Source organism: Streptomyces sp. NPDC093089 (assembly GCF_044754405.1).
GTDB lineage: Bacteria > Actinomycetota > Actinomycetes > Streptomycetales > Streptomycetaceae > Streptomyces.
The window spans coordinates 74816-100206 of record NZ_JBIVPA010000012.1 but is presented as its reverse complement, the minus strand read 5'-3'; the positions used below and the strand labels follow the sequence as shown (position 1 = coordinate 100206).

General features: G+C 75.5%; 13 protein-coding genes. All 13 read right to left on the bottom strand.

All coding sequences use genetic code 11. The features are described 5' to 3' along the window. Positions 1-47: 47 nt before the first annotated feature. A complete protein-coding gene (locus ACIQFX_RS27170) occupies positions 48-1280 on the bottom strand; it encodes an arginine deiminase (RefSeq protein WP_376481964.1) in 1233 nt (410 codons plus the stop codon). A 164-nt stretch (positions 1281-1444) separates the two neighbouring features. After that, positions 1445-3691 carry a hypothetical protein gene (locus tag ACIQFX_RS27165; protein WP_402468410.1) on the bottom strand — a complete coding sequence of 749 codons (2247 nt, stop codon included), beginning with the start codon at positions 3689-3691 and terminating at the stop codon, positions 1445-1447. After that, positions 3688-5931, bottom strand: coding sequence for a hypothetical protein (locus tag ACIQFX_RS27160; protein WP_402468408.1), 2244 nt, complete (start codon positions 5929-5931; stop codon positions 3688-3690). The genes ACIQFX_RS27165 and ACIQFX_RS27160 overlap by 4 nt, the downstream gene beginning before the upstream one ends. Beyond that, on the bottom strand, positions 5928-8708 hold the full coding sequence (locus ACIQFX_RS27155) for a hypothetical protein (RefSeq protein WP_402468405.1): 2781 nt from the start codon (positions 8706-8708) through the stop codon (positions 5928-5930). Before ACIQFX_RS27155 ends, ACIQFX_RS27160 begins: the two co-directional genes overlap by 4 nt. Further along, entirely contained in the window at positions 8705-12250 is a 3546-nt protein-coding gene (locus ACIQFX_RS27150) for a tubulin-like doman-containing protein (RefSeq protein WP_402468403.1), read from the bottom strand. Before ACIQFX_RS27150 ends, ACIQFX_RS27155 begins: the two co-directional genes overlap by 4 nt. 21 nt (positions 12251-12271) lie before the next feature. Beyond that, on the bottom strand, positions 12272-14728 hold the full coding sequence (locus ACIQFX_RS27145) for a VWA domain-containing protein (protein ID WP_402468400.1): 2457 nt from the start codon (positions 14726-14728) through the stop codon (positions 12272-12274). Further along, positions 14725-15171, bottom strand: a complete 447-nt coding sequence (locus tag ACIQFX_RS27140; RefSeq protein ID WP_402468397.1) for a Pycsar system effector family protein — start codon at positions 15169-15171, stop codon at positions 14725-14727. Before ACIQFX_RS27140 ends, ACIQFX_RS27145 begins: the two co-directional genes overlap by 4 nt. 230 nt (positions 15172-15401) lie before the next feature. Next, on the bottom strand, positions 15402-16874 hold the full coding sequence (locus ACIQFX_RS27135; RefSeq protein ID WP_402468394.1) for a hypothetical protein: 1473 nt from the start codon (positions 16872-16874) through the stop codon (positions 15402-15404). After that, entirely contained in the window at positions 16871-19318 is a 2448-nt protein-coding gene (locus tag ACIQFX_RS27130) for a hypothetical protein (RefSeq protein WP_402468391.1), read from the bottom strand. The genes ACIQFX_RS27135 and ACIQFX_RS27130 overlap by 4 nt, the downstream gene beginning before the upstream one ends. Beyond that, a complete protein-coding gene (locus ACIQFX_RS27125) occupies positions 19315-20145 on the bottom strand; it encodes a hypothetical protein (protein ID WP_402468388.1) in 831 nt (276 codons plus the stop codon). The genes ACIQFX_RS27130 and ACIQFX_RS27125 overlap by 4 nt, the downstream gene beginning before the upstream one ends. Before the next feature lie 194 nt (positions 20146-20339). After that, complete coding sequence (locus ACIQFX_RS27120) at positions 20340-21065, bottom strand: Crp/Fnr family transcriptional regulator (protein ID WP_402468386.1); 726 nt, start codon at positions 21063-21065, stop codon at positions 20340-20342. A gap of 240 nt (positions 21066-21305) precedes the next feature. Continuing rightward, entirely contained in the window at positions 21306-23834 is a 2529-nt protein-coding gene (locus ACIQFX_RS27115; protein ID WP_402468383.1) for a polynucleotide kinase-phosphatase, read from the bottom strand. Beyond that, positions 23831-25342, bottom strand: coding sequence for a 3' terminal RNA ribose 2'-O-methyltransferase Hen1 (locus ACIQFX_RS27110; protein ID WP_402468380.1), 1512 nt, complete (start codon positions 25340-25342; stop codon positions 23831-23833). The genes ACIQFX_RS27115 and ACIQFX_RS27110 overlap by 4 nt, the downstream gene beginning before the upstream one ends. Between the last annotated feature and the right edge of the window lie 49 nt (positions 25343-25391).

Here is a 25391-nt window from a genome sequence, read left to right as displayed (position 1 = left end):
CCGGCCCTACCTCCGGACCTTCCCTCCGGCCTTGCCCCGCCCGGCGCTCAGGCGGCGTCCCTCTCCACCGGACAGCTCATGCAGCGCGGGCCGCCCCTCCCCCGCCCCAGCTCGCTGCCGGGGATCTCGATGACCTCGATCCCCTGCTTGCGCAGGTGCGTGTTGGTCGTGACGTTCCGCTCGTACGCAACGACCACGCCCGGCTCCACCGCCAGCACGTTGCACCCGTCGTCCCACTGCTCGCGCTCGGCCGCGTGGACGTCCTGGGTCGCCGTGAGGACCCGGATGTCCTGGAGCCCCAGGGCCGCCGCGATGGCGCTGTGCATCTGCTCCGGCGGGTGGTCCGTCACCCGCAGGGACCGGCCCTCGTCGCCCGGCTCGATCGTGTACGAGCGGAGCATGCCGAGTCCCGCGTACTGGGTGAACGTGTCCTGGTCGACCATCGTCATCACCGTGTCCAGGTGCATGAACGCCCGCCGCTTCGGCATGTCGAGCGCGACGATCGTGCGCGCCGAACCGGCCGCGAACATCCCCCTGGCCAGCATCTCCACCGCCTGCGGCGTGGTGCGCTCGCTCATCCCGATCAGGACGGCGCCGTTGCCGATGACGAGGACGTCCCCGCCCTCGATCGTCGACGGGTAGTCGGACTGCCCCTCCGACCAGTGGTGGAAGGCGCCCGCCTCCGCGCCGGTGAAAAGCGGATGGTGCTTGTAGATCGCCTCGAAGTGCACCGTCTCGCGCTGCCGGGCCGGCCACCGCATCGCGTTGATGGACACGCCGTCGTAGATCCACGCCGAGGTGTCCCGGGTGAAGAGGTGGTTCGGCAGCGGGCCGAGGAGGAAGTCGTCCAGGTCGAGGGCGTGGAAGCGGACCGACGTCGGCTCCCGGTGCGCCGCCAGGAACTCCCGCTTCGTCATCCCGCCGACGAGCGCCTCGCCGAGCGCGACCGCGTCCAGCGAGTCGAACGCGGACCGCAGGTGATCGGCGGCCAGCGGCCCGTACTCCTTCTCGTCGAAGACCCGGTCGAGGACCAGGGCACGGGCGGCCGGCACCTCCAGGGCCTCGCTCAGCAGCTCCCCGAAGAGGTGCACCACCACCCCCCGGTCCCGCAGCACGTCCGCGAAGCCGTCGTGCTCCTGCCGGGCCCGCCGCACCCAGAGCACGTCGTCGAAGAGGAGGGCGTCCTTGTTGGACGGGGTGAGCCGCTTCAGCTCCAGATCGGGCCGATGGAGGATGACGCGGCGCAGCCGCCCGGTCTCGGAATCGACATGGAATCCCATGCGCCCATCCTGACGGAGCCCGGCGGCCCCGGCCTGCCTTTCGCGGCAGGCCGGGCCGGGGCGGGTCGCCCGGTGGGCGGGGCCGGGACGGCGGGTGGGGTCCGGGGATACGGGAGTTGCAGGGGTACGGGGGGATAGGGGTTCGGGGGTTCGGGGGTTCGGGGTCAGGTCAGCAGCCCCCACAGGCCGATCAGGACGATCGCCACCAGCAGGCCGCCGAGCAGCATGCCGGCGCGGGTCAGGAAGCGGCGGGTGTAGCCGTTGCCGGGATCGTCCGGGGGGACGGCGGCCGGGGACGCCGGCGACGCGGGCCTCGGCGGGGTGCGGGGCATGCCGTACGCCTCCTTCAGGAGCGTCAGCCAGACCGCGTCCGGCAGGCCGGGCCGGTCTCCGTCGACGATCAGCCAGAACGCCTGCCGGGCGGACGGCTCCGGGTCCGTCCGCAGGCGCGACAGCAGCTCGGCGACCGTGGCGATCCGGGCGTCCCCGCCGGCGAGCACGGGCCGGACCGCCCAGCGGTACAGCTCGGCCGCGTTCGCCGCGCGCTGCTCCTCCGACGGATCCGCGGGGTGCCGCACGCCGGGCCGCGGCACGGCCCACAGCTCCCGGTCGAGCACCACCTCGCACAGCTCACGGCGCAAGGGGTGCTCCCAGGACGGCAGCCTCCGGGCGATCTCCCCCAGCAGCACGGTGAGCACGGCGTGGTCCAGCGGGCGCCGCAGCACGTCGAGCAGCTCCCGGCTGCCGGCCCGCGTCACCATCCCCCGTGCCTCCTCCGGCCCCCGCGCCGTCGGCAGCTTGTGCACCAGCCCCGTCTCCGCCTCCCGTTCCTTCCCCCTCCCCCTCCCCCGCCCCCACGCCCGTCCCCGCTCCTTCTCCGGCCCGCCCCACTCCGCCGTCACGACGGGCAGGCCGAGGCGGAGGGAGTCACCGGCGTCGGCGCGCGGCGCCTGGTCGGGAGAGTGGTCACGCCTCGCGGAAGTGGTCGGGGTGGAGGGGCTGGAAGGGGCCACCGGGGCGGGGTCCGGCGGCCGGTTCGGCATCTCGGGGTGATCGGGCTCGCGAGGTGTCGGGGAGTACGGGTCCCCGGAGGACGGGGGATACGGGTCCCGGCCGGACGGAGGGTGGGGTTCCCCCGAGGTCGGGCGCGGCTGCGGAGGCGCGGTGGAGGCCGGAGGCTCGAAGGCCGGCGGGCGCGGGTCCCGGGTGGGCTGAGCGTGCGGATCCCGGGTGGACGCCGGGTGGAGGTCCCGGGTGGACGGAGCCTGCGTATCCCGGGTGGACGGCGAGTGGAGGTCCCGGGTGGACGGCGAGTGGAGGTCCCGGGTGGACGAAGCGTGCGGGTCACGGGAGGTCGGCGGGTGCGGGTCACGGGTGGACGGGCGTGGAGGTTGAGGGGTGGAGGTGCGGGGGTCGGCGGGGGCCGGGCGCGGGGTCGGGGTGGGTGGGGCGGCGGGCCGGGGTGCGGGTTTCCGGGTCGTGGGGGTGGGTTTCCGGGGCGCGGGGTCGGCGGTGCCGCGGTCGAGGGTGTCGAGGGCGCGGGCGGCGGTGTCGAGGAGGGAGGCGCGGCGGGCGGAGGCGGCGGCGTGGAGGGCGCTGCCGACGGCGTACTCGCGGCCTTCGCCCTCGACGGCGCCGCGGAGGTGGTGGCGGACGAGGCCGGTCGCGACCGCCTCCGCGCGGTCGCCGTAGCGGTCGAGCGGGTCGACGCGACGGCGTTCGGTGTTGCGGCTCGCCGCGCCCGACCATTGGCCGACGAAGACGAAGCGGAGCGCGGTGACCTCGGCGGTGTCGTGGGTGGCGAAGGTCCACCGGCGGTTGGTGGCCGCGCCGAACATGCTGTGCAGTCCCCAGAGGACGCCGAGGGCGGTGTCGCCGCGCTCGTCGAGGACGGTGAACCGCTCGTCGGGGTGGCGCAGCAACTCCGCGACGGTGCCGACCAGTTCCCGGGAGACGTCGGCGAGGGCCCGGTCGAGCTCCCACTGCCCCTGGCCGACGGCGGTCGGGGCGAGGGCCGATTCCGGAACGACGGGCAGCCGGCCGCGTGCCTCGGCGGCGTTCACGGCGGCGGCGCCCTCCCAGTCCCAGGCGTGGAGCCCGAGGCAGGTGGAGGGTTCGAGGAGGTCGGGCGAGCCGACGAGGGCGTGGCAGAGGACGGAGGTGCCGCCGCCGGCGTCGGTGAAGGGGGTGCGCCGGATCAGCATGACGCCGGCGTTCTGCTGGAGGCGGATCAGCGCGGGCCGGGTCTCGTCCCCGCTGGCCCGCAGGACGGGTCCGGAGATGCGGAAGAGGTTCTCCGCCTCCTCGCGGGGACCCGACCAGGCGACCGGTCCGAAGCCGGTGCTGCCGGACGGGTTCTCGCTGTCCCAGCGGAAGACGATCTGGTCGACCTCGTTCTCCGGCCGTGTCATCGGGCGATCCCCTCTCCGGACTCCGCCCCGGGCAGCAGCCCGCACATGGCGAAGAGCGACAGCAGTGGTGCGAGGACGCGGCGCGGCCGGGCCCCGTGCGGAAATCGGTCGCCGCGTGCCTGTCCGCCGGTCGCGGCGACGAAGTGCAGGGTGCAGTCCGCGCAGTCGTCGAAGGGCTTGAGCCAGGCGGCGCCGGCGTGGTGGGCGAGGAAGGCGTACGCGTCCCGGCTCTCGTCCCGGAGGGCCTCCGGGTCGTGGCGTCCGGGCAGGGCGCGGCCGAGCCAGCGGTCGACGGACGGTTCGAAGCGCACCAGGTCGCTCTTGTTGACGGCGAGCGCGGCCGGTGCGGCGACGAGTCCGCCGCGCTGCCGCGGGATGCGGTTGAGGACGGTGGTGAAGGCCTCGTCGCCGAGGTCGCGGCGCCGCAGCCCGCTCTGTTCGCGGACCGGGTCGAGGGAGGGCAGCCGGAGTGCGCGGAGCGGGTCGAGGACGAACACGAAGGCGTCGACGCCCATCAGGAAGCGGCCGACCTCCCCGTCCTGCGCGAGGTCCTCGCCCGCGAGGTCGAAGAAGACGACGGGCCGGGGGGTCGCCCCGCCGGCCGAGACGAGCAGCCCGTCGGCGAACCGCGCGAAGGTCTGCTGTCCGGTGCGGCCCAGCTGTCGCCCCTCCTTGAGGCTCTGCACCCGTTCGCGCAGATAGGTGCGGTGCGCCTCGGGGTTGAGGGGCCGGCACTTCAGTCCGTACGGTTCGAGGCCGCCGAGCTCGACCTCGCCGAGCATCGCGGCGAGGAGGTGGGTCTTGCCGACGGAGGAGCTGCCGACGAGGGCGACGGACAGCGGTTCTCCGGTGGTGAGGTAGGGGACGGGGAGTTCGTGCTCCTCGTCGCCGTCCGCCGTGTGCGGGCACAGGTGGTAGGCCTTGCGCAGTGCGTCGGCGACGTGGCCGGGGCGGCACTCGCCACTCAGGTCGAGGGGGATCCGGTTGCCCTTGGCGTCGATGGTGACGAGCAGCCGTTCGTCGTAGGCGACGGGCAGCAGGCAGTGCGGGCACGTCCGGCTCCGCGACGGCGGGTCCGGTACGGCGTCGGGCGACGGAGACGGGCCGGGTGCGGCGGCGCGGGGCGGCTCGTCCCCGCCGCCGAAGATCCGGCCGAGGAAGGTGCGCGGCGGGCGCGGCGCGGGGCCGTCCCGGTCCAAGCCCGCGGGGTCCGCCGCGCGGCCCTCCCCCGCCCCCGGGCCGGTCCCGTCGCGCAGGGCGCGTTTGCGGGCGAGCTGGAGGTCGTACTCGGCGCGCCGGCGGGAGAGCGGGTCCGCCGTGCCGACGCCGGTCGCGAGCGGGTCGGGCACGTGCAGGAGGCGCATGAGCTCGGCGGGGTGCGGCCGTTCCGCGGCGCGCGGGGAGTAGAGGCCGCTCTGCCCGAGGGCGGCGAGGCGCCGGTAGTCGGCCAGGTCGGCCGGGGGTCCCTCGCCCCGGTCGGGGCGGCCGGAGAGCAGGTAGTAGGCGAGTGCGGCGACGGACCACAGGTCGTCGCGCGGGTCGACGGCCCCGGCTCCGGCGCGCTGTTCGGGCGAGGCCCAGGGCGCGGTGCCGAAGGGTTCGCGCGCCTCGCCCGCGCGCAGTGCCGCGTACGGTTCGCAGAGCCGTACGCGTGTGCCGTCCCACCGCACGGTGTCGGGTGCGACGGCCCGGTGCACGAGGTCGATCTCGGCCATGAGCCTTACGGACATGGCGAGTTGGCCGGTGATCCGTTCCTGGTCCTCGGCGCCGAGGCGCCCCGCCCACTCGGTGAGCGGCCGGCCGGCGGGCGGCCGGTACAGCACGAAGGGTTCGGCGGCCGTCAGGTCGAACCCGATGATCCGGGCGAACACCGCGCCGAACTTCAGCTGCCCGTAACGTCGTTCGAGCGCGATGGCGGCCGACACCTCCCGTTCGAGGAGCCCGTACGCGTGCGGGTCGCCCTGCGCGGACGCCGTCAGCCGGTACTGGAGCACCGACCACCCCGCGCCGAGCACCGCCCGGCGCGCGACGACACCCGGACGGCCGGGCTGCCTGTGGTCCTCCCCGTACCGTACGGCGAAGCGGACCGGCACCTCCTCGTGCGTGCGGAACTCCAGCTCCTGGTAGTAGGGGTGGGGTGGCGGAGTGGGTTCGCTGAGGTGGTCCGGATGGTCGGGGTCGATCGGGGGGTCCGGGTCGGCCGGGCGGTCCGGTCGGTCCGGTCGGTTCGGGTCGGTCACGCTTCTCCCGCCTCCTCGGCGCGGACGGTGTTCACGACGTCCGCGCGCAGCGGTACGAGGCGGAGGATGCCGGCGTGCCGCCCCGCCCCCGTCCACACGACGTCCTCCGCGGTGCCGCGCCAGACGTCGTCGCCCGCCGCACCGCGGCGCATCGCCTCGGGCACGAACCGCACCTGCCGTGCGGCGAGCGGGTCGTGGGAGAGCAGCCGCAGGTGCTCGGGGCCGCAGAGCGCGACCGTACGGCCCGGGTCGTCCTCGGCCAGGAGCAACCGGGCGACCGCGTCCGGGGCCACCCCGGTGAGCCGGGCGGCGTCGGGCCGGTCCGAACGGTCGGTGAACGCGGCGAGCGCGGTGAGCGCCTCGCGGTCCCGCAGCCCGTCGTCGACGGCCGGCGGCGAGGCCGCCACATCGCGCTCCAGCCGCAGCCGCGTCTCGTCGAGCAGCTCCCCCAACCGCTGCTCGTACAGCGCCGTGGCGGTCGCGCCGGGGTCGCGCTCGATGCCCGCCCAGCACCGGTCGAGGATCAGCACGGTGCCGCCGACGAGGTCGCCGACGAGCGTGTCCACGAGTGCGGGCCCCCCGTCCCCGTACCGCCGCTCCAGCCAGCCGGGCACGGGCCCGGACTCGGACACGGACACGGACACCGGCGGGTACGGGGGCTGTGAGGTGGGCGGGGGCCCGCCTCCGGTCCGGTCGTACGCGCCGTCCGGATCGAAGGGGTCGGCCGGATCGCGCGGGTCGACCGGGCCGAAGGGGTCAGCCGGGCCGAACGGATCAGCGGGATCGCGCGGATCGACCGGGCCGAAGGGGTCAGCCGGGCCGAACGGATCAGCGGGATCGCGCGGATCGACCGGGCCGAAGGGGTCAGCCGGGCCGAACGGGTCGGCCGGATCGCGCGGGTCGGCCGGGCCGAAGGGGTCACCGAGCAACGTGGACCGGTACGGGGCGGAGGGCGAGACCGCGGTCGGGGGCTCGCCGTCCAGGTCGGACCAGGTGTCGGTCTCGTCGCCGTCGCCCCAGTCCTCCCAGCTCCAGGACGCCGCGCCGGCGGCGGGGGGCGGGGGCGGTGCGGTCGCCGTCCTCGCCGTCCCGCCGGTGGTCCGCTCCGGCGCGTACGGCCGGCCGTGCGCGTCGGCGGTCGCGGCGAGGGCGCGGAGGAGGCGGGCCACGGCGCCCGCGCCGGCCGAGCAGTGGTGGCGCACCTCGGCGAAGAGCCAGTCGTGGACGGCGGTCGTGACGACCAGGGCCTGGATCTCCCGGAGGATCCGGCCGGCCTCCTCGGGGTCGGCGCGCACCCACCAGTCGTCCACGGCCCGGGTCCACTCGCGCAGGGCGAGGAGGACGACCGCCGCCGCGGACACGGTGAAGGCGACGGCACCCGCCCAGGCCGGCGGGCCGAGGAGTTGGCCGAGGACCGCCCCGGCGACGCCGCCGACGAGACCGCCGGCGAGGCGGGGCGCCGCGCCGGTGGCACCGCCGCCGTCGATCCGGCCGTCGGGCGAGCGGTTCGGCCGGTGGCGTAGCGCCAGGCGGGCGAGGACGGCGGCGAGGACGGCGACGGCCGGGCCGAGGGCCCAGCCGAGGACCGGCCAGACCCCGGCGAGCAGGGCGAGGAGTCCCGTCACGGCGAAGGCGGCCGGGCGGGAGCCGCCGCCGGTGAAGGGGTGGCGGCCGCCGAGCCGCCGCAGCCGCTCGGAACTGCAGATCGCGTCGAGGCGGGCGAGCCGGGCGGCGCTGCCCACCGGGGCGGTGCGCGCGGAGAGCGCGGAGAGCCGGGCCGCGACGGACCGCAGCGGGAGGCCCTTGCCGATCAGGTCGTGGGTGTGGTCGCGCAGCGCGGGCACGATGCCGGTCCGCGAGATCTCCCGCGGCATCTCGGGGAGTTCGATCCCCCGGTCCCTGAGCAGGCCCCGGTGCTCGGCGGTGAGCCGGGTGCCGCCCGCGGCGCCGAACGCGTCCGCGACGGCGTCGCGGAACCGGGTCAGCTCCTCCGTCACCTTCTCGATGTCACCCGGCAGGTCCACGGTCCGGCCCACGCGGGTGAGGAGCCCGGCCGCGCCCCGTACGCGCTCGTAGCCGTCGACGGCGTCGCCGAGCGCCTCCTCGCAGGCGGCGAGCCGCGCGCCCGCCCTGCCCTGGGACGGCAGCCAGGGGTGGCCGGAGAGCGAGCGCGGCACGCCGTCGTCGAGGAGCAGCGCGAGCGCGCCGGGCACCTGGTCGGCGGAGACGCCCCCGGCCGGGACGTCCGGGCCGGTCAGCCCCTCCACCGCCTGCCGCCAGGCGCGTGCCCGCGCCTCGTCGGTGAGGTCGTGCTCCAGGACGCGGACGGCGGGCACGGCGACGCCGTGCACCACCTCGCCGAGCGCGCGGAGCACCGCGTCGAACACCTCGGGCGTGGACAGGACCTCGACCAGCGGCCGCAGCACGGCCTCGCCCGGGACGCCCTCCTCCGTGCCGTCGAACACCCACAGGACCCCGGCCGGCGGCGGGCGCAGCGTGAGGGAGCGGCCGAGGTTCCGCTCACCCCGCGCGCCGACGGCGACGCAGACGATGTGGGCGGGCCCGTAGGAGAAGAGGCGCTCGTACAGCAGCTGGTGGGCGACGAGCCGGTCGGCCGCGTCGACAACGAGGAAGCGCCGCTCACCGCGCGGCTGCGGGGCGTCCAGGGCCGCGCGCACGGCTGCGTCGGCGTCGGGGTCGTACGCCCCCGCCGTGCGCAGGTCGAGGCAGACGGCGTGGCCCGGCATCGGCCGTTCGGGGAGTACGCGGGAGCTCACTCCGCCTCACCGGCCCGGTCGCGGCGGCGCGGCTGGTCGCCGTAGCCGTCGTCGAATCCGTCGCGGAAGTCGTCGCCGTAGTCGCCCTCGTAGCGGTTGTCGAAGCCACCCTCGTCGTCGAGATCACCGTCGAGATCGCCGTCCGGGCCGTCGTCGAGGCCGTCGTACGGAGGCCCGAAGTCCGGCTCGGGGTCCAGTTCCCAGTCGCCTTCGTAGACGGACCCGCCGTTCGCGTACCCGTACCCGTTCCCGTACCCGTTCTCGTACCGGCCCCCGTTCGGGCGACCGTTCCGGCGTCCGTTCCGGTGCCCCGTGGCCGGTCGGGGCTCGTACCGGTCGCGGGGGACGCGGCCTTCGGGTCGGCCGCGCCCCGGGGGCGGGACCGGACCGGGGCGGGGTGCCGGGCGGCGGCCCTGGCGCGGGGCGTGGCGTTCGTACAGGGCGCGGAGGTGGGAGCGGGTGGCGCGGGACGCGCTGGGGAAGCGCATGTCGAGGGCGCCGGGGTAGGTGACCTCCCAGAAGTGGCGCAGGGGGGCGAGCCACTCGGTGTCCGACTCGCCGTACTCGGCGGCGAGTCGGTCGATGAGGGCGAGCTGGCGCGGGGCGATGTCCTCGACGAACCGGGTGAAGAGCGGCGAGGGGGGCGCGGGGACCTGGGCGAGGCCCTTGGGGAGGGTGCGCATGAGGCGTTCGCAGAACTGCTCGATGATCTGGCCCTCGTCGAGCAGCGCCCAGCGTTCGTACGCGCGGAGGAGTCCCGCCCAGCTGGAGAGCGAGCCGTCGAATCCCTCCAGGCGGAGCGACATGGTCGCGGACTCGCCCTCCTGGAGCCGGATGCGGACGAGGTGGGGGGAGGCGGCGGGGCCCTCGGTGGCGATGTGGTCGTTCCACATCGCGCAGAGCAGGCGGTGCAGGATGCGCTGGCGGTCCTGTTCGGTGGAGACGAGCCAGTCGTCCTGGTGGCCGAGGCGCTGGCGCCAGTGCAGGAAATCGCCCTCGCCGCCCGAGTCGCGGGCCTCGGACCAGAGGCTGAGGACGCTGCGGACCTCGGAGATGTCGGTGAGGTTCATGCCGCTGCGGAAGAGGACGACGGTGATGGAGTCGGTGTCGACGGCCCGGCACTCCGGGAACACCCGTGAGGGGAGGTTGAGTTCCTGGGAGAGGAAGTCGGCGGCGCGGCCGTCGGACTCGCTGGCGGGGTGCACGATGAGGATCTTGAGCGGGCCGCTGCCGTCCGGGATGAACCCCACCGGGAGCAGTCCGGCGAGCCGGGAGCGGAACTGGTCGAGCCAGCGGGGGTCGACCTTCGCCTCGGCGGTCTCGTCGCCCGAGGCGGCCCGCAGCAGGAGCTCCATGGAGGGCAGCAGGGGGCGGGCGAACACGTCCTCGTTGGCCTCGCCGAAGAGGCGCTTGACCCGCCGCTCGACGACCTGCTTGATCTCCTTGACGGCCGCCCCCGAGGAGCGGCGGACCGCGTCCAGGGCGCGCCGCCAGTCGTCGGGTCCGACGAGCCGGTCGAGGAGGGTCGCGGCGTCGGTGGTCTCGGGCAGGCCCTCGCTCTGGGCGAGCCGGTCGACGACGTCGTCGTAGAAGGCGCGCAGGGTGTTCTGCGGGGGCAGCAGGTAGGCGATGCCGGCGCGGTCGTCGCGGTAGAGCTCGCGGCGGCGGTCGGCGAAGACCTTGCGCTCGTCCTGTTCGTGGGCCCGGAGCACCTTGGCGAGTTCGGCGACCTCGCTGGTGACGCGGTTGAGGGACGGCCGCCACTGGGCCTCTCCGGCCTGCCAGCCGCGGTGCCACAGGACCCGGGCCCGCCACTGGTACCAGGCCTCCTGCGCGGCGAGCGCGTCCTGGACGTCGGGGTCGGCCCACCGGGCCGGTACGACCCCGCCGACGCTGCCCCTGATGCGGGGGATGGCGGGGGCCGACGTCTGGACGTGCGGGGGGCGTTCGGGTTCGTTGCGCCGGTTGTCGAGCATGCCGGTGAAGCCTTCCCTGGCGACCCGGTCGGGGTGGCCCGGCAGGCCGGCGAGGACGGTTTCGAGCTGGAACGGGCCGATGGCACCGAGGAGTTCGCGGGCGCCCGCGCCGGGCCTGAAGTCCTCGGTGAGGCGCGGGATCTCGCGGGAGAGGTGGACGTCGAGGCGGTGCAGGGACTCCTCCATGTCCTGCAGGCGCTGGCGGAGTTCCTGGGTGATGTCCCTGCTGCCCCTGGGGAGTTGCTCGGGCAGGGGCACGTCGGGTGCCTCGCGGCTCCAGAGCCGGCCGATGCCGGAGCGGGTGAACAACTCGCGGACCTGGTCCTGTCCTTCCCGGGCGGGGCGCCGGGCGCGCTCGGACATGCCGCGGACGGCCTGGGCGAGGAGCCGGGCGGCGACGATCTCGGCGAGGTCGTCGACGGGGACGGTGAGGGAGGCGGCGAGGCTGGTGGACATGCCCCGGTAGCCGATGCCGGTACGGGCGGGGGTGGCGCGTTCCACGCTCTTGTTGATGAAGCTGGCGGCGAACGACTGGTAGTCGTCCTCGGCGCGGTTCACCCCGCCGCTGTCCTCGCCGAGTTCGGTGCCGATCAGCGACATCACCATGGCGGTGATGGAGCGACGCAGGTCCTCGCTGCCGATGACGGCCGGCTTGGAGAAGAGGAAGGCGGTCTGCATGGTGGCGGGGCGCAGCGCGACGAGCCCGTCGCCGGGGTAGGTGACGCTGAGCCGGCCGTGTTCCTCGACGTCGCCGACGGTGTCGAGGGCGTCGGGCACGTTCTGGTCGTCGACGAGCCGTGACAGGTCCACGAGGGCGCGGGCGGCGTTGAGTTCGGCCTCGCGTCCGCCGCCCGCCTCGGGCGGGAAGGCGGAGGGCATGACGACGAGCGGGTAGATCTTCACGCCGGGGACCTTGGCATTGCGGAACTCGTGCCCGATGAGGTGGATGAAGTCGTAGAAGATTCCGGCGCCGGTGCCGCCGGCGACGGAGAAGGCGACGAAGACGTCGCAGCCGCGGATGCGGCCGCCGCCGACCCGCTTGAGGTCGCCGGCGGCCTGCCCGATGGCCCCGATGGCCTCGCGGAGCTGCCGGAGGACGGGTTCGAGGCCGGAGCGGACGGTCGCGAAGAACGCGGCGCGGCCGACGGTGGGCAGCTGCCCGGCGCCGCTGTTCAGGGGGGCGACCCGCGGCTGGCGGGCCTGCGGCGGCAGCCACAGCCGGGTCTCCTCGTGGACGGAGACCCGCAGCATGCGGGTCACCTCGGGCGAGGAGTCGAAGTCGGCGGGCAGCAGGTCGCGGACCATCCGGGAGGTGCGGGCGAAGGCGGCGCCCTCCGCGCCCCTGGCCCGGAACTGCGGCTGGCTCAGCAGCTCGCCCTCGCTGAAGTCGGCGTAGACGAACTGGAGGCAGTCGGGCAGCTGGAAGGGCAGTCGGCGGCCGCCGTCGACGAGGTCGGTGCCGTCGGGTCCGCACAGCTCCCGGCGCAGGCTGCGTTCGAGTTCGCTGCCGATGCGTCCGCCGGTGCCGCCGAGTCCCACGAAGAGCATGGGCTGGTAGATCTTCATGTCGTCTCCTCGGTGACCCGTTCAGAAGTTCTCGTCGTACGCGCCCGCGCCGGGTGCGGCCCCGCCGGATCCCGCGCCGGCGTCGAAGCCGCCGCCCGCTCCCGTACCGCCGGCGTCGAAGCCGGTGCCCGGCTCCGTACCCCCGCGCCGTCCCGAGCCGCCGCCGGGCCCCGCTCCGGTGCCGGGCCCGCGGGGGCGCCGGGGGCGGCGGGACCACGGGAGGTCGCGGGTGCGGCGCGGTTCCGCGCGCCCGCCGCGGACGACGAGTTCGTGGTCGCCGAGGGAGATCGGCTCGCCCGTCCTGACGGGGACCTGCGGGCCGCCGCGGGGGCGGAGGAGCAGTTCGCCGCCGCCGGTGCGGCGCAGGACGTGGGAGGCGGAGGCGGTGCCGCCGCGGATCCGGCGGAGGGTGGGCGGGGCGCCGTACGGCTCGTCGACGGTGAAGGCGAACACGCCGCCGGGGCTCTGGCCGCGCCGGATCGCCAGCGCGTAGAGGATCCTCTCCTCGTGGCCGAGTTCGAGGGTGAGGCCGGTGAGGTCGCGGCGGCGGCGCCGGGCGGCGAGCCGGACGGCCGCGAGGGCGGCGAGCAGCAGCAGTGCGCCGGCGCCGGCGGCCGCCTCCTTCCACCAGCGGTCCCACCAGGTCGGCGGCGCCACGACCCGGGCGTCCAGGTAGTCGGAGTCGAGGGCGACGTCGCCGTCGGTGTCCACGACCGTGACCTGGCCGCCCAGTTCGCCGAGGGGCGTGGATCCGCCGAGGGTGACCGTGAAGGGGACCCTGGTGCTGCCGCCCGGCGGCGCCGTGACGGTCGTCGGGGCGAGGGCGAGCTCGGTTCCGGGCGTCACGTCCTTCAGGGCGAGGCGCAGGGTGTGCGGGGCGGAGTCCTCGTTGGTGATGTCGAGGGTGCCGCGGACGGTGCCCCCGGGGTGCACGGTGGCCTGGTCGACGGCGAGCCCGGCGATCACGGGCCGCGGCCCCTCGGCGACCCGGGCGTACAGCGGGCGCAGGTCGGAGGTGATGCCGGGGGCGGCCATGCGGGTGACGAACTTCAGGTCGCCGGTCGCGCCGGCGGGCACGGTGAGGCGGCCGGTGAAGCGGACGTCGCCGGCCTTGCGGTCGGGCGCCCGGCCGTCGTCGGCGAGCCGGAACGTGACGGGCGGGAAGCCCGCGCCGCTCATCTCGGCGGTGACGGCGAGCCCCGCCAGCTGCCGGGGGTCGGAGATGACGACCCCGCGCCTGGTCTGCATCCGGGCCTGCACGGTGATCTCCTCGCCGGCGCGGGGCGAGGCCGGGTCGAGGGTGACGTCGGAGCGGAGACGGCCCTGCCAGATGGCGCGGACGGCGACCTCGCGGTCGCGGTGGCCCTCCGGTGCCTCGACGTGCACGCGCCAGCGGCCGGGCAGCGGGTTCTTCACGCGCAGCGCCTCGACCGGGCCGTCCTGCCCGCTCACCTCGAACAGCGAACCGTCGAACTCGCCCCGGGCGGGCACCTTGCGGCCCGCCGGGTCGAAGTACGTCACCCTCACCTTCGGGTCGTGCTTGGAGACCGTCAGGGAGCCGTCGGTCGCGATCGGCGGGATGGTGACGGTCAGGTCGGCGGGCGGCTTCCCCGCGGTGCCGTGCGCGATGCGGGCGCAGCGGGCGGCGGCGAAGGTCTCCTGGAGCGCCGTGTCGATCTCGGCGGACGTGCCGACGACCCGCATGCGCGGGGCGGAGCCGGGGACGTCGGAGCAGGCGCCCCGGTAGCCGCCGTCGGCCATCGCGGTGAGCGCGGCCCGGTCGATGGCGCTGCCGAAGCCGAGCGGCCAGATCTGCACGCCGGCGGCCCGCGCCCGGGCGAGCTCCTCGGTGAGCCTCCGCTGCCCGTTGGCCTGGCGGCTGTCGCGGTCGGTGCCGTACTCGGGGCTGTCCGCGACGTCCAGCTTGCCGTCGGTCAGCAGGAACACGACCTTGGGGACGGCCGGCGTCTTCGCCCCCGCCCCGTCGCCGCCCTGCGTCAGTCGGCTGACGGCCTGGCGGATCGCCGCCGGGAAGTCGGTGCCCGGGCCCATCTTCGTCTCGTCGCGGCGGCCCAGCCGCTGCACGCAGTCGCTGAGCCGCTCGCGGCCGGCCGCGTCGGCGACGGTGAGCGGGCACACCTCGCTCACGGGCGACTGGCCGGCCTTCTCCGAACTGCCGAAGCCGATCACCGCCGCCCGGGAGCGCTCCGATATCTCGCCCTGGCTCAGCAGTGCGGCCGCCTCGGTCTCCCGGGCCAGGTCCTTGTCCGCCAGGCTCTTCGACTGGTCCACGACGACGGCGAAGTCGATCGGCTCGGGGCCGTCGGAGGGCTCGGCGGCCGACCGCGCCGCCCGGAGGGCGCCGGGGGCCGCGCCGGCTCCCGAGGCGGGGACCGCGGTGAACGGGGAGAGCGCGAGGAGCGCCCCGGCGAGGAGCAGGGCGCTCCCCTTGTCGGTCCACTGCATCTTCTGTCTCACCACAGTTCGCTGAAGAGGGCCAGGAGGGCGCCGAGCGCGAGCGCGCACACGCCCAGGCGCAGCCACCGGTACTTCGCCGCGAGCACGAGCCCGTGCACGCTGGCCTGTTCGAGGAGCCAGCCGGTCGCGTCCGCCCCCGAGGCGGTGAGCCGCTCCCGCAGCACCGGCTCCGACGGGCCGGCCGTCAGCTCGCGCAGCAGCGTGCGGTCCGCCCCGATCCGGGTCCGGGGCAGCACCACCGAGACGAGCATCAGCACCCCCGCCGTCCACAGCACCCCCGCCACCAGTAGGAACGCGAGCCCCGCGCCTGCCTCGGGCAGCGGTCTTCGGTCCCCCGAGAACACCACCGCGAGGAAGGCGAGCGCTCCGGAGAGCAGGATCGCGGCCTTCGTGTCGGCCCGCCCGATGTCCTCGCGGACGGTGGCGAGGAGCCGCTCGGCCATGAAGCGGAGCTCTTCGGGCGGGGTGGGGGCGGGTCCGGGCGCGGGTCCGGCTCCGGGTCCGGGTCCGGGTCCGGCTCCGGGTCCGGGAGGGGTGGTCGACGTACGGTCCGGGCCCGGCGTACGGTCCGGCACCGGCGTACGGTCCGGCACCGGCGTCGGGCCCGGCGTCCGGTCCGGCAGCGGCGCACGGCTCGGCGCCGGCGTCTCGTCCGGGGCGCCGGTCGGGGGCGTCACGCGTCGTCCCAGTCGTCGAACTCGGCACTGGGCCGGGCGGGGCGGGTGGGCCGGGAGGTGCCCCGTTCCCGGTCGGGGCGCTCGCGGTCGTACGGGTCGTCGCGGTCGTACCGGTCGTAGCGCTCGTACCGGTCGTGGCCGCGGTCCCACTCCCGCTCGCCCGGCTCCCCCCGCCCGCCCCTCCGGTCGCGCTCGCGGTCCGAGCCGGACTCGACGCGGGTCGGCTCGTAGACCCGGGGCGCGGGAGGGGCGTCACCCCGCTCGCGGTGGGCCGCCCCTCCCGGGGCGTCGTCGTCCCAGTCGGGGCGGCCGGGTTCGGGGTGCCCTTCCTCGATGGCGCGCGGGGACCGCGGACCGGCGGAGCCGGAGGGGTTGAGGACGCGGTCCGTGATGCCGCCGACGATGGTGCCGGTCTGGGAGCGCAGGTACATCAGCACCTGGTACATCTGCTCGCCGATGTCGTGGCGTTCGAGGACGCCGGTGTCCAGGAGCTGGGTGAAGACGGCGAGGTAGTCCTCCTGGCCCTGGCGGCGCTCCTGTTGGAGCTGGTTGCGGATCTCCCACTGCTTGTCGGGGTGGACCGCCATGTGGTGGGCGATCTGGGCCAGGTCGCCGCGCCGGAAGAGGGCCTCGATCTCGCGGGCGCGGTCGGCGATGAGCACCCGCTCGGCCGCGTCCTTGCGGCGCACCGCCTCGGCCTCGCGCGCGTCGGCCTCCATGGTGATGTCGATCCGGTCCCGCCGCTGGACCTCGGCCTTGACCGACTCCTCCAGGTCGATGAAGACGTGGACCCTGGTCCGCAGCCCGATGTCCCTGCCGAAGCTGAGGCGGCCGGTGGTCAGCGCCTCGCGCACCGCCTCGTCGGCGCGCTGCGCGTCGGTGATCCGGAACCGCCGGGACAACCGGCGCAGCCCGTCGAGCAGTTCGTCGTGGAGCAGCTCGGCGACGTCCTCGACCTGTTCCCGGACGACGAGGTGCGGGTCGGTCACCATCCACTGGATGCGGGCGACGGCCTCGAAGAACACGCCGTCACCCGAGGCGGGCAGCTGGAGCCTGAACTCGGTCGTGTTCCGACCGAGTTGCACCTCGAAGACGGTGTACGGGGAGCCGAGCAGGGGCTTGTTGACGTCTTCCTTGCGGTCCGGCCAGACCACGCGGTGACCGCCGTTGCGGTAGAGCAGCACGGCGGCGATCCGGCCGCTGCGGCGGCGGTAGGGGGGCGCGTACTCCCGCAGCAGCGGGCCGCGCGGCCGTCCGGACGCGTCGGCGTTCCACGGCTCCCGCTCGCGGCCCTGCGGCCGGGCCTGCCCCCGGTCCTGTGCGCCGTCGTCGTACCGCTGCCGCGCCCGCCCGTCGGGGCCCTGGCGGTCCGGTCCCCGGCCGTCCGGGCCGGGTCCGCCGGGGTCCCGCCCGTCCCGGCGCGCCCGGTCGTCCGGCCGTGCGTTCCCGTTCTGCTCGGGCCCGGTCATCGGTTGGCTCCTTCCGTGACGGCGTCCCACATCCGCCGCGCCGCTCGTCGGTCCAGGGGCCGGTCGCGGTCCCGGACGAGTTCGTTCAGCAGTCCCCGGAGGCGGTCGCGGTCGCGGCGTTCCACCGCGAGGAGCGGGAGGAAGCCGCAGACGTGCCGGAGCGCCTCCGGGTCCTTCGCGGCCCGCCGGAGCAGGCCGCCGAGCGCTTCGAGGGCCACCTCGCCGGAGCGCGCCGTGGCGAGGGTGTGCCGCAGCAGCCGCGCCAGGTCGGGCGCGAGGCCGGGCCGGGTGGCGAGGAGCGCGACGAGCAGCGGCCGTGCCGCGTGCGGGTCGAGCTCGGGCACGTCCCGCAGTCCCCACAGGTGCGTGGTCCGGGTGTTCAGCGTGCGGATGACGGTGAGGAGGACCAGGTTGGCGAGGCCGAGCCGGCCGTCGTCGAGCCACTGGCGCAGCCGCAGGAGTACGGGTTCGGGTTCGCCGGAGGCGAGCAGCCGGGCGGCGCTGAAGGCGGCGTGCACGAGGACGTCGGTGTCGCCCGCCTCGCGGGCCCTGACGACCCGGGCGAGGGCGTCGAGCGAGCCGGGCACGTCCCCGGCCGCCAGGACGTAGCCGTGGGCGAGCAGGGCGGTCCCGACGAGCGTGTCCTGGTCGGACGCCGCCCATTCCTTGAGCACGTCGGCGACGGCCGGGCGGACGCGCGGGTCGCGGGCGGACTCGGCGAGGGCGGTCGCGGCGGCCATGCGGGCGACGGGTTCGTCCGTGGCGGCGAGGGGCGCGATCAGCTCGCGGAAGCCGTGGATCCAGTCCCAGGAGCACAGCACGCCCGCGGCGATGGAGGCCCGCACCCACACCTCGGACCGCGGGTCGTCGCAGAGCGAGCGCAGCCAGCGGGCCACCGGGCCGCGGACGTTGTGGTAGCCGTGCCAGACCTCTCCGAGGACGGCGCCGGCGAGCCCGCCGCCCTGGAAGCGGACGGCCCGCACCGGCACCTTGGCCGGGCCCAGGTCCAGTTCGCCGTCCTCCAGGACCGCCCGCGCGAGCACCGGCCGGTGCTCGGCGTGCGTCCCGAACAACCTTCTTCCCGGGGCGTGTTCGGGATCGAGGGTGACGGCGAGTTCCCAGGCGAGGAGCTCGGCGGCCTCGGCGGCCAGGCTGTAGGCGGAGCCGTCGAAGACGGCGACGGCGATGCGGAAGGCTCCGGCGTTCAGGGTCGGCAGGGCCTCGGGGAGGGTGCCGGGCCGGTCGGCGCCCGCGAACCACTCCCGGGCCTGTGCGGTCACGAACGTGGCGCAGTCCGCGAGGAGTTGCCCGTCGTCGAGCTCGCCGCGCCAGTGGCGGCCGAGGTGGTCGGCGAGCCGGGCGGCCTCGCGCGGCCGCAGCGCCTCCAGGCCGAGGGCGTCGACGACGTCGGGGCGCCGGGCGAGGGCCCGCGCGGTGTCGAGGGCCTCGCCGTTCAGCTGGAGCCGCAGGTGGCGGTGGAGGACCTCGTCGGCGGGCGGCGGGGCGCAGTAGGCCCCGTAGCGGCCGCGCAGGAGCCGGTCGGCGAGCTCGCCGTTCTCGACGAGGACGACGCCGTACGCGTTCCGGCCGCGCAGCAGGTCGCCGAAGCGGTCCAGGTGCAGTTCGGAGAGGCGGGTGGCGGGCCGGGGCGCTCCGGCCGCCCGGTCGCCGGGGCCCGAGCGGGGGTGCCGGGGCTCTCCCTCGGCCCCGAGGTCCTCCGTGAGCAGCTCCAGGAGGTGCCCGCCGCCGTCCTCGACGGCCTCTTCCGTGATCTCGTCGACGCCGTGGCGCGGGTCGAGGCGGAAGACCTTCCCGTGGGTGAGTTCGTCGAGGAGGGCGAGCGCGGTGGCCTGCCGGCCGCTGCCGGGTTCGCCGCACAGGACGAGGACCCGGTGGTCGCGGAGCCGGTCCTTCATCCGCTGGTAGCCGGCGGTCTCGCAGTACACCCGGCCGAGGTGGGCGAGGGTCTCGGGCGGGACGGGGCCCTGGACGAAGTGCGGCGCGCGGTCGGGGCCGTACAGGGCGAGGACCTGGGGGCCCTCGTAGATGGTGCCGTCGCCGTGGATGGTGGTGTGCCGGTCGCCGGGGCCGCCCGTCAGGGTGCGGACGGCCCGGCGTGCGGTGGCGGCGCCGCCGGTGCCGCTCTCGCCGCCGAGGGGGCCGCGGTCGGCGGACGCGAAGACGCTGGGTTCGCGCGGCTGGTCCCCGGTCCCGTCGCCCCGGTCGGCCCGGTCGGCGTCGCGGTCCCCCCGGCCGGCTCCCCGGTCCGCCCCTCGGCCGGGTCCCCGGTCGCCGCCCCTGCCGCCGCCGCGGTCCGCGCCTCGGCCGGGTCCCCGGTCGGAGCCCCGGTCCGAGCCCCGTTCGTGCCCGCCCGCCCGGTCGTCGGCGGCGCGGCCGGGGTCCTGGGGTTCGTTCCGGGACTCGCCGTCGTCCTGGTCGCTCACTCCGGCTCACCCGCCCCAGCCGACTTGCGGATGCCGGTGAAGTCGCCGTGGATCGTGTTGCCGTGGACGTCGAGCAGGTCGCCCCCGACGGTGTACGTACGGTTCCCGATCCCGTTCCGGGGCGTTGGGCCGTCCCCCCGCGACGGCCCAACGCCGGTCCGTGAACCCCCCGCCGGCGCCCGCTCCCCCTCGGGCGCCGGCTCCCCCTCGGCGCCGATGCCGGCGAGCGGCGGCGCGGTCCTGCGCGGCACGTGGAACCAGGCGGCCTCGTCGGTCTCCTTGGACCGGACGCGGACCTGGCGGTAGTGGTCCGGTTCCACGTAGCGGCCGCCGAGGGCGACCACGTTCTCGTACAGCCAGTCGGAGACCACGACGAGCAGGTCGACCTCGGGCGCCTCGGTCATGAGCCGCTTGGCCGGGGGACTGTCGCAGAGCCGGGCGGCGAGGTCCACCGCCCGTCCGACGAGCCCGTGCCGGTCCTGGACGACGAGGCCCGCGTTCATGCCGATCCGCATCCGCAGCCGCCGGCTCCGGCCGGTGTTGTGCTCGCGCAGGCTCTCGTAGAGGGTGTCGATCCACCGCCCGACCATGAGGGTCGGCGGCACGTCGGGGCGCAGGGCGGCGAGGATGCCGTCGCCCCGGTCCTCCTGGTGGAAGGTGCCGGGCTCGACGCCCACGGAGCTGTACGCCTCGTCGAAAGCGCTGTACATCGCGGCGCGGTGCAGCTCCTTCTCGGCCATGTCCATGGCCCCGGAACCCACGATGTCGCCGAAGACGACGAACCGGTGGATCCCGCCCGCCACCCCGCTCGCTCCCGCACTGCCCACTCGGACTCCCTGTGTGATGCCTGGTGCCGCTCGATGCCGTGGTGCCGCTTCGGTGCCGTGGCGCCGCTTCGGTGCCGTGGTCCCGCTGTTCGGTGCCGTGGTCCCGCTGTTCGGTTCGGTGGTGCCGTTCCTCGGTTCGGTGTCGGTGGCGCATGTCCAGAGTGGTCGCGTTCCGCGACCGGCGATGTAGCCGTTTACACATCCGGCGGAGATTCGCCCGCCCGTCCCGCGCCGGGGCGCGCACGCCCCTCGGCGAGCAGCACGAGGACCCGCATGTCGAGGACGACGACGGTGCGGTGCGCGGTGCGGACGACGTCCTGCTCCCGCAGCAGGCGCAGCGCCTTGGCCACCGCCTCCCGGGTGGCGCCGATGGCGGCGGCCAGGTCGTGCTGGGGCAGCGGGAGTTCGAGTACGGTCCCGGCGTCGCCGCGCCGGCCCGCGCGCTCGGCGAGTTCGACGAGCCGGGCCGCGAGGCGCTGGAGGACGGTCTCGGAGGCGAGCGACCGGCGTTCGACGTCGGCGCTGCGGAGCCGGGTGGCGAGCTGCCGCATGATCAGCGCGGTGGCGTGGGGCCGGGCGGCGAGGAAGCGCCGGAAGCGGTCGCCGGAGACGGCCACCGCCTCGACGGTGCCGAGCGCGGTGACGCTGGCGCTGCGTGGGCGCAGGTCGACGGCGGCGAGGTCGCCGACGACCTCGCCGGCGCCGCGCAGGGCGAGGATGAGCCGGGCCCCGCGCTCGGTGCCGACGGAGACGACGGACCAGCCGGAGAGCAGCGCGAGGACGTAGGCGCTGGTGTCGCGTTCGCGGATCATCACCTCCCCGGGCTCGTAGACGCGCCGGGCGCCTTCGGCGAGCAGGATCCGCCGGTCGGCCGCCGGCAGGGCGTGGAGGAAGGAGCGGTCCTGGCCGAAGAGACTCATGGCCCGCTCACCCCCCGTACCGTCCGCCGGCCTTCCGGGGAAGACCGGCCACCGATGGCCGTCCGGCTTCTTTCGCGCGCTTGTTCCCACCTCATGTGACCATCTCTGCCACAGAGTTGACGCTGTGTCACGTCGCGGGGTGAAGAACGCTAGAGGGTGCGGAAGAAACGCGTCAACGAGCACGAGGGGCGCAGGGGAGCGCCGTTCCCGGTGCCCCTGCGCCCCCCGTCCGCGACCAGGTCAGAGCCTGGGGTCGACCGGCTCGGACTCCAGTGCGAGGACCGCGAAGACGGCCTCGTGGACCCGCCAGAGCGGCTCCCCGTCCGCGAGCCGGTCGAGGGCCTCCAGGCCGAGGGCGTACTCGCGCAGCGCCAGCGACCGCTTGTGGCCGAGGAAGCGCTGCCGCAGCCGCTCCAGGTTCTCCGGCCGGGTGTACTCGGGGCCGTAGATGATCCGCAGGTACTCCCGGCCGCGCACCTTGACGCCCGGCTGGCCGAGCCGGCCCTTGGCGTCGCGGACGAGCGCCGCCAGCGGCTTGACGACCATGCCCTCGCCGCCGGCGCCGGTCAGGTCGAGCCACCAGTCGGTGCCGGCCCGGACCGAGGCCTCGTCGCCGGTGTCGACGACGAGCCTGCGGGTGACCTGGAGCAGCCCGGTCGGGTCGTGCTCCACCAGCCGGTCGAGCCAGGCGAGCTGCGTGTCGTGCGGGACGGCGGCGAGCGAGCGGCCGCGTGCCGCCAGGAGCTGGAACGGCGCGAAGCGCACCCCGTCCAGGCCCTCGGTCGGCCAGCAGTACCTGCGGTACGCCTCCGTGAACGCCGCCGCGTCCACGGCCCGTTCCCGCTGCCGGGCGAGCAGCCCGTCGATCCCCTCGACCCCGCGGCCCACCGCCCGCTCCAGGGCGTCGACCGCCCCGGGGAACACGGCGCCGGAGGCCGCGCCGACCGCCGCGTACTGCGCGCGCAGCAGCCCGGTCGACTTGAGCGACCACGGCATCAGCTCGCCGTCGAGCAGCAGCCAGTCGGTGTCGAGCTCCTCCCAGAGCCCGGCGGCGCCGATCGCGGTCCGCAGTCGGCCGAGCACCTCCTCGGTGACGGCCCCGTCGTCGAAGAACGGCCGTCCGGTACGGGTGTGCAGCGCGCCGGTCACCCCGGTGACGCCGAAGCGCTCGCGGGCCGCCTCCTCGTCGCGGCAGACCAGGGCGACCGCCCGGGAGCCCATGTGCTTCTCCTCGCACACGACCCGTTCGACGCCGTCCGCCCGGTACTGGGCGAAGGCCTCGGCCGGGTGCTCCAGGTACCCCTCGGCGCGCGAGGCGGCGGTCGGTGCCATCGTCGGCGGCAGGTAGGCGAGCAGCCGGGGGTCGACGGCGAAGCGGCTCATGACCTCCAGGGCCGCCGCCGCGTTCTCCTCCCGTACGGCGACGTTGCCGAGCTGCCGGGTCTCCACGATCCGCCGGCCCTGCACGTCGGCCAGGTCCAGGGGGCGTCCCTGGTGCCCGCCGGGCGCCTCGGTCGCGAGCGGCCGGGCCGGCTCGTACCAGACCCGCTCGGCCGGTACGTCGACGAGTTCGCGCTCCGGCCAGCGCAGCGCGGTCATCCTCCCGCCGAACACGGCGCCGGTGTCGAGGCAGAGGGTGTTGTTGACCCAGGAGGTGTTCGGCACGGGCGTGTGCCCGTAGACGACGGTGGCGCGGCCCCGGTACTCCTCGGCCCACGGGTAGCGCACCGGCAGCCCGAACTCGTCGGTCTCGCCGGTGGTGTCCCCGTACAGCGCGTGCGAGCGGACCCGGCCCGAGGTGCGGCCGTGGTACTTCTCCGGCAGGCCCGCGTGGCAGACGACGAGGTTGCCGCCGTCGAGGACGTAGTGGCTGACGAGCCCGTCGATGAACTCCGCGACCTCGGCGCGGAACGCCTCGCTCTCGCCCGCCAGCTGCTCGATGGTCTCGGCCAGTCCGTGCGTCTCCTGGACCTTCCGGCCCTTCAGCCAGCGGCCGAGCTTGTTCTCGTGGTTTCCGGGCACGCACAGGGCGTCGCCCGAGGCGACCATGGCCATCACGCGGCGCAGGACGCCCGGCGAGTCGGGGCCCCGGTCGACGAGGTCGCCGACGAAGACCGCCGTCCGCCCCTCGGGGTGGTGGCCGTCGACGTAGCCCAGCTTCGCGAGCAGGGCCTCCAGCTCGGAGCGGCAGCCGTGGACGTCGCCGATGACGTCGAAGGGGCCGGTGAGGTGGCGCAGGTCGTTGAAGCGGCGCTCCAGGACGATCCCGGCGTCCTCCACCTCCTCGACGGAGCGCAGGACGTGGACCTTGCGGAAGCCCTCGCGCTCCAGGCCGCGCAGCGAGCGGCGCAGCTCGCGGCGGTGGCGCGGGATGACGTGCGCGGGCATGTCCGCCCGGTCGGGGCGCCCGGCGTTGCGGCTGCGGCACACCTCCTCGGGCAGGTCGAGGACGATCGCGATCGGCAGCACGTCGTGGGTCCTGGCCAGCTGGACGAGCTGGCGCCGGGCCTCCTGCTGCACGTTGGTGGCGTCGACGACGGTCAGCCGCCCCGCCGCCAGGCGCTTGCCCACGATGTAGTGGAGGACGTCGAAGGCGTCCTTGCTCGCGGACTGGTCGTTCTCGTCGTCGGCGACGAGCCCCCGGCAGAAGTCGGACGAGACGATCTCGGTCGGCTTGAAGTGGCGCCGGGCGAAGGTGGACTTGCCGGAGCCGGTGGCGCCGACGAGCACGACGAGGGACAGGTCGGTGACGGGCAGGGTACGGGTCATGCCGTGGCCTCCTTCGAGGTCTCGTCGGTCGGGGCGGCGGCGTGCGCGGCGCCCCCGGCGGGGGTGTCGTCGGCTCGGGTGAAGACGGCCATCTGGGTGGGCGGGCCGACGTCCGGGTCGTCGGGGCCGACGGGGGTGAACGCGACGCCGTACCCGTACGTCCCGGCGACCTCGGCCGCCCAGCCGCGGAACTCCTCGCGGGTCCATTCGAAACGGTGGTCGCCGTGCCGGACGTGCCCGGCCGGGAGCGACTCCCAGCGCACGTTGTACTCGACGTTCGGCGTGGTCACCAGCACCGTGCGGGGCCGCGCCGAGCCGAACACCGCGTACGCGAGGGCCGGCAGCCTCGGCAGGTCGAGGTGCTCGATCACCTCGCTGAGCACGGCCGCGTCGTAGCCGGTCAGCCGCTTGTCGGTGTACGCGAGCGAGCCCTGCACCAGCTTCACCCGGGCGGCCTGCCGCTCGCCCATCCGGTCCAGCCGGAGGCGGCGCGCGGCGACGGTCAGGGCGCGGACGGACACGTCGACGCCGACGACCTCGGTGTACCGGGGATCCTTGAGCAGGGCCTGCACCAACTGCCCCTGTCCGCAGCCGAGATCGAGCACACGGGCCGCTCCGGCCGCGTCGAGCGCGGCGAGGATCGCCTCGCGGCGCCGCTCGGCGAGCGGCACCGGCCGCTCCTCCGTGTCGGTCGTCTCGTCGACGGCGTTGTCGACCTCGTCGACGTCGACGCCCTCGGCCTCGGCGAGCCGCACCAGTTCGAGCCGCTCCGTCGCCTCGCGGGCCAGGCCCCAGCGGCGGGAGAGGTAGCGGGCGGTGATCAGCTTCCGCTCGGGGTGTCCGGCCAGCCAGCCGTCACCGGCGCGCAGCAGCTTGTCGACCTCGTCGGGGGCGACCCAGTAGTGCTTGGCGTCGTCGAGGACGGGCAGCAGCACGTACAGGTGGTTGAGGGCGTCCGCGAGCCGCAGCTCGCCCTCCAGGACCAGCCGCACGTACCGGGAGTCGCCCCACTCGGGGAACTCCGCGTCCAGGGGCACCGGTTCGGCCTCCACCGTCTCCCAGCCCAGCGGCTCGAACAACGCCCGCACCAGGGCCGCGCCGCCCCGCGCGGGAAGCGCGGGGACCTCGACGCGCAGCGGCAGCGGCGCGGCGGCCCGCTCGGGCATCGTCCGGCAGACGCCGTGCAGCGCCGTCTTGAAGACCTTGGCGAGCGCGACGGCGAGCAGCGAGGACGCCGCGTAGGGCCGGTCGTTCACGTACTGGGCGAGCGCGGAGTCCGGGGCGCCGCCCCGGCCCTTGCCCTTGCCGCGGCGCACCAGCGCCACGGGGTCCACCTCCAGGAGGAGTGCAGCCGTGCACCGCTCGGCGGTCGCCTCGGGGTAGAGGACGTGCGCCGTGCCGTGCGAAGTCGAGAACGCCTGCGCCCGCTCGGGATGCTTGTGCAGCAGAAAGCCGAGATCGGTCGCGGGTCGCTCCTGGTTGCCGGTTGTACTGATCGTCAGGAACACACTTCCGAGTATGTTCGCCCGGGCCCCCCGCCGACCAGGCATTTTCCGC

Excerpts from the sequence above, each read along its gene's own strand:
- ACIQFX_RS27170 (WP_376481964.1), bottom strand. The coding sequence starts at position 1,280 with ATGGGATTCCATGTCGATTCCGAGACCGGGCGGCTGCGCCGCGTCATC.
- ACIQFX_RS27165 (WP_402468410.1), bottom strand. The coding sequence starts at position 3,691 with ATGACACGGCCGGAGAACGAGGTCGACCAGATCGTCTTCCGCTGGGAC.
- ACIQFX_RS27150 (WP_402468403.1), bottom strand. The coding sequence starts at position 12,250 with ATGAAGATCTACCAGCCCATGCTCTTCGTGGGACTCGGCGGCACCGGC.
- ACIQFX_RS27140 (WP_402468397.1), bottom strand. The coding sequence starts at position 15,171 with ATGGCCGAGCGGCTCCTCGCCACCGTCCGCGAGGACATCGGGCGGGCC.
- ACIQFX_RS27135 (WP_402468394.1), bottom strand. The coding sequence starts at position 16,874 with ATGACCGGGCCCGAGCAGAACGGGAACGCACGGCCGGACGACCGGGCG.
- ACIQFX_RS27120 (WP_402468386.1), bottom strand. The coding sequence starts at position 21,065 with ATGAGTCTCTTCGGCCAGGACCGCTCCTTCCTCCACGCCCTGCCGGCG.
- ACIQFX_RS27115 (WP_402468383.1), bottom strand. The coding sequence starts at position 23,834 with ATGACCCGTACCCTGCCCGTCACCGACCTGTCCCTCGTCGTGCTCGTC.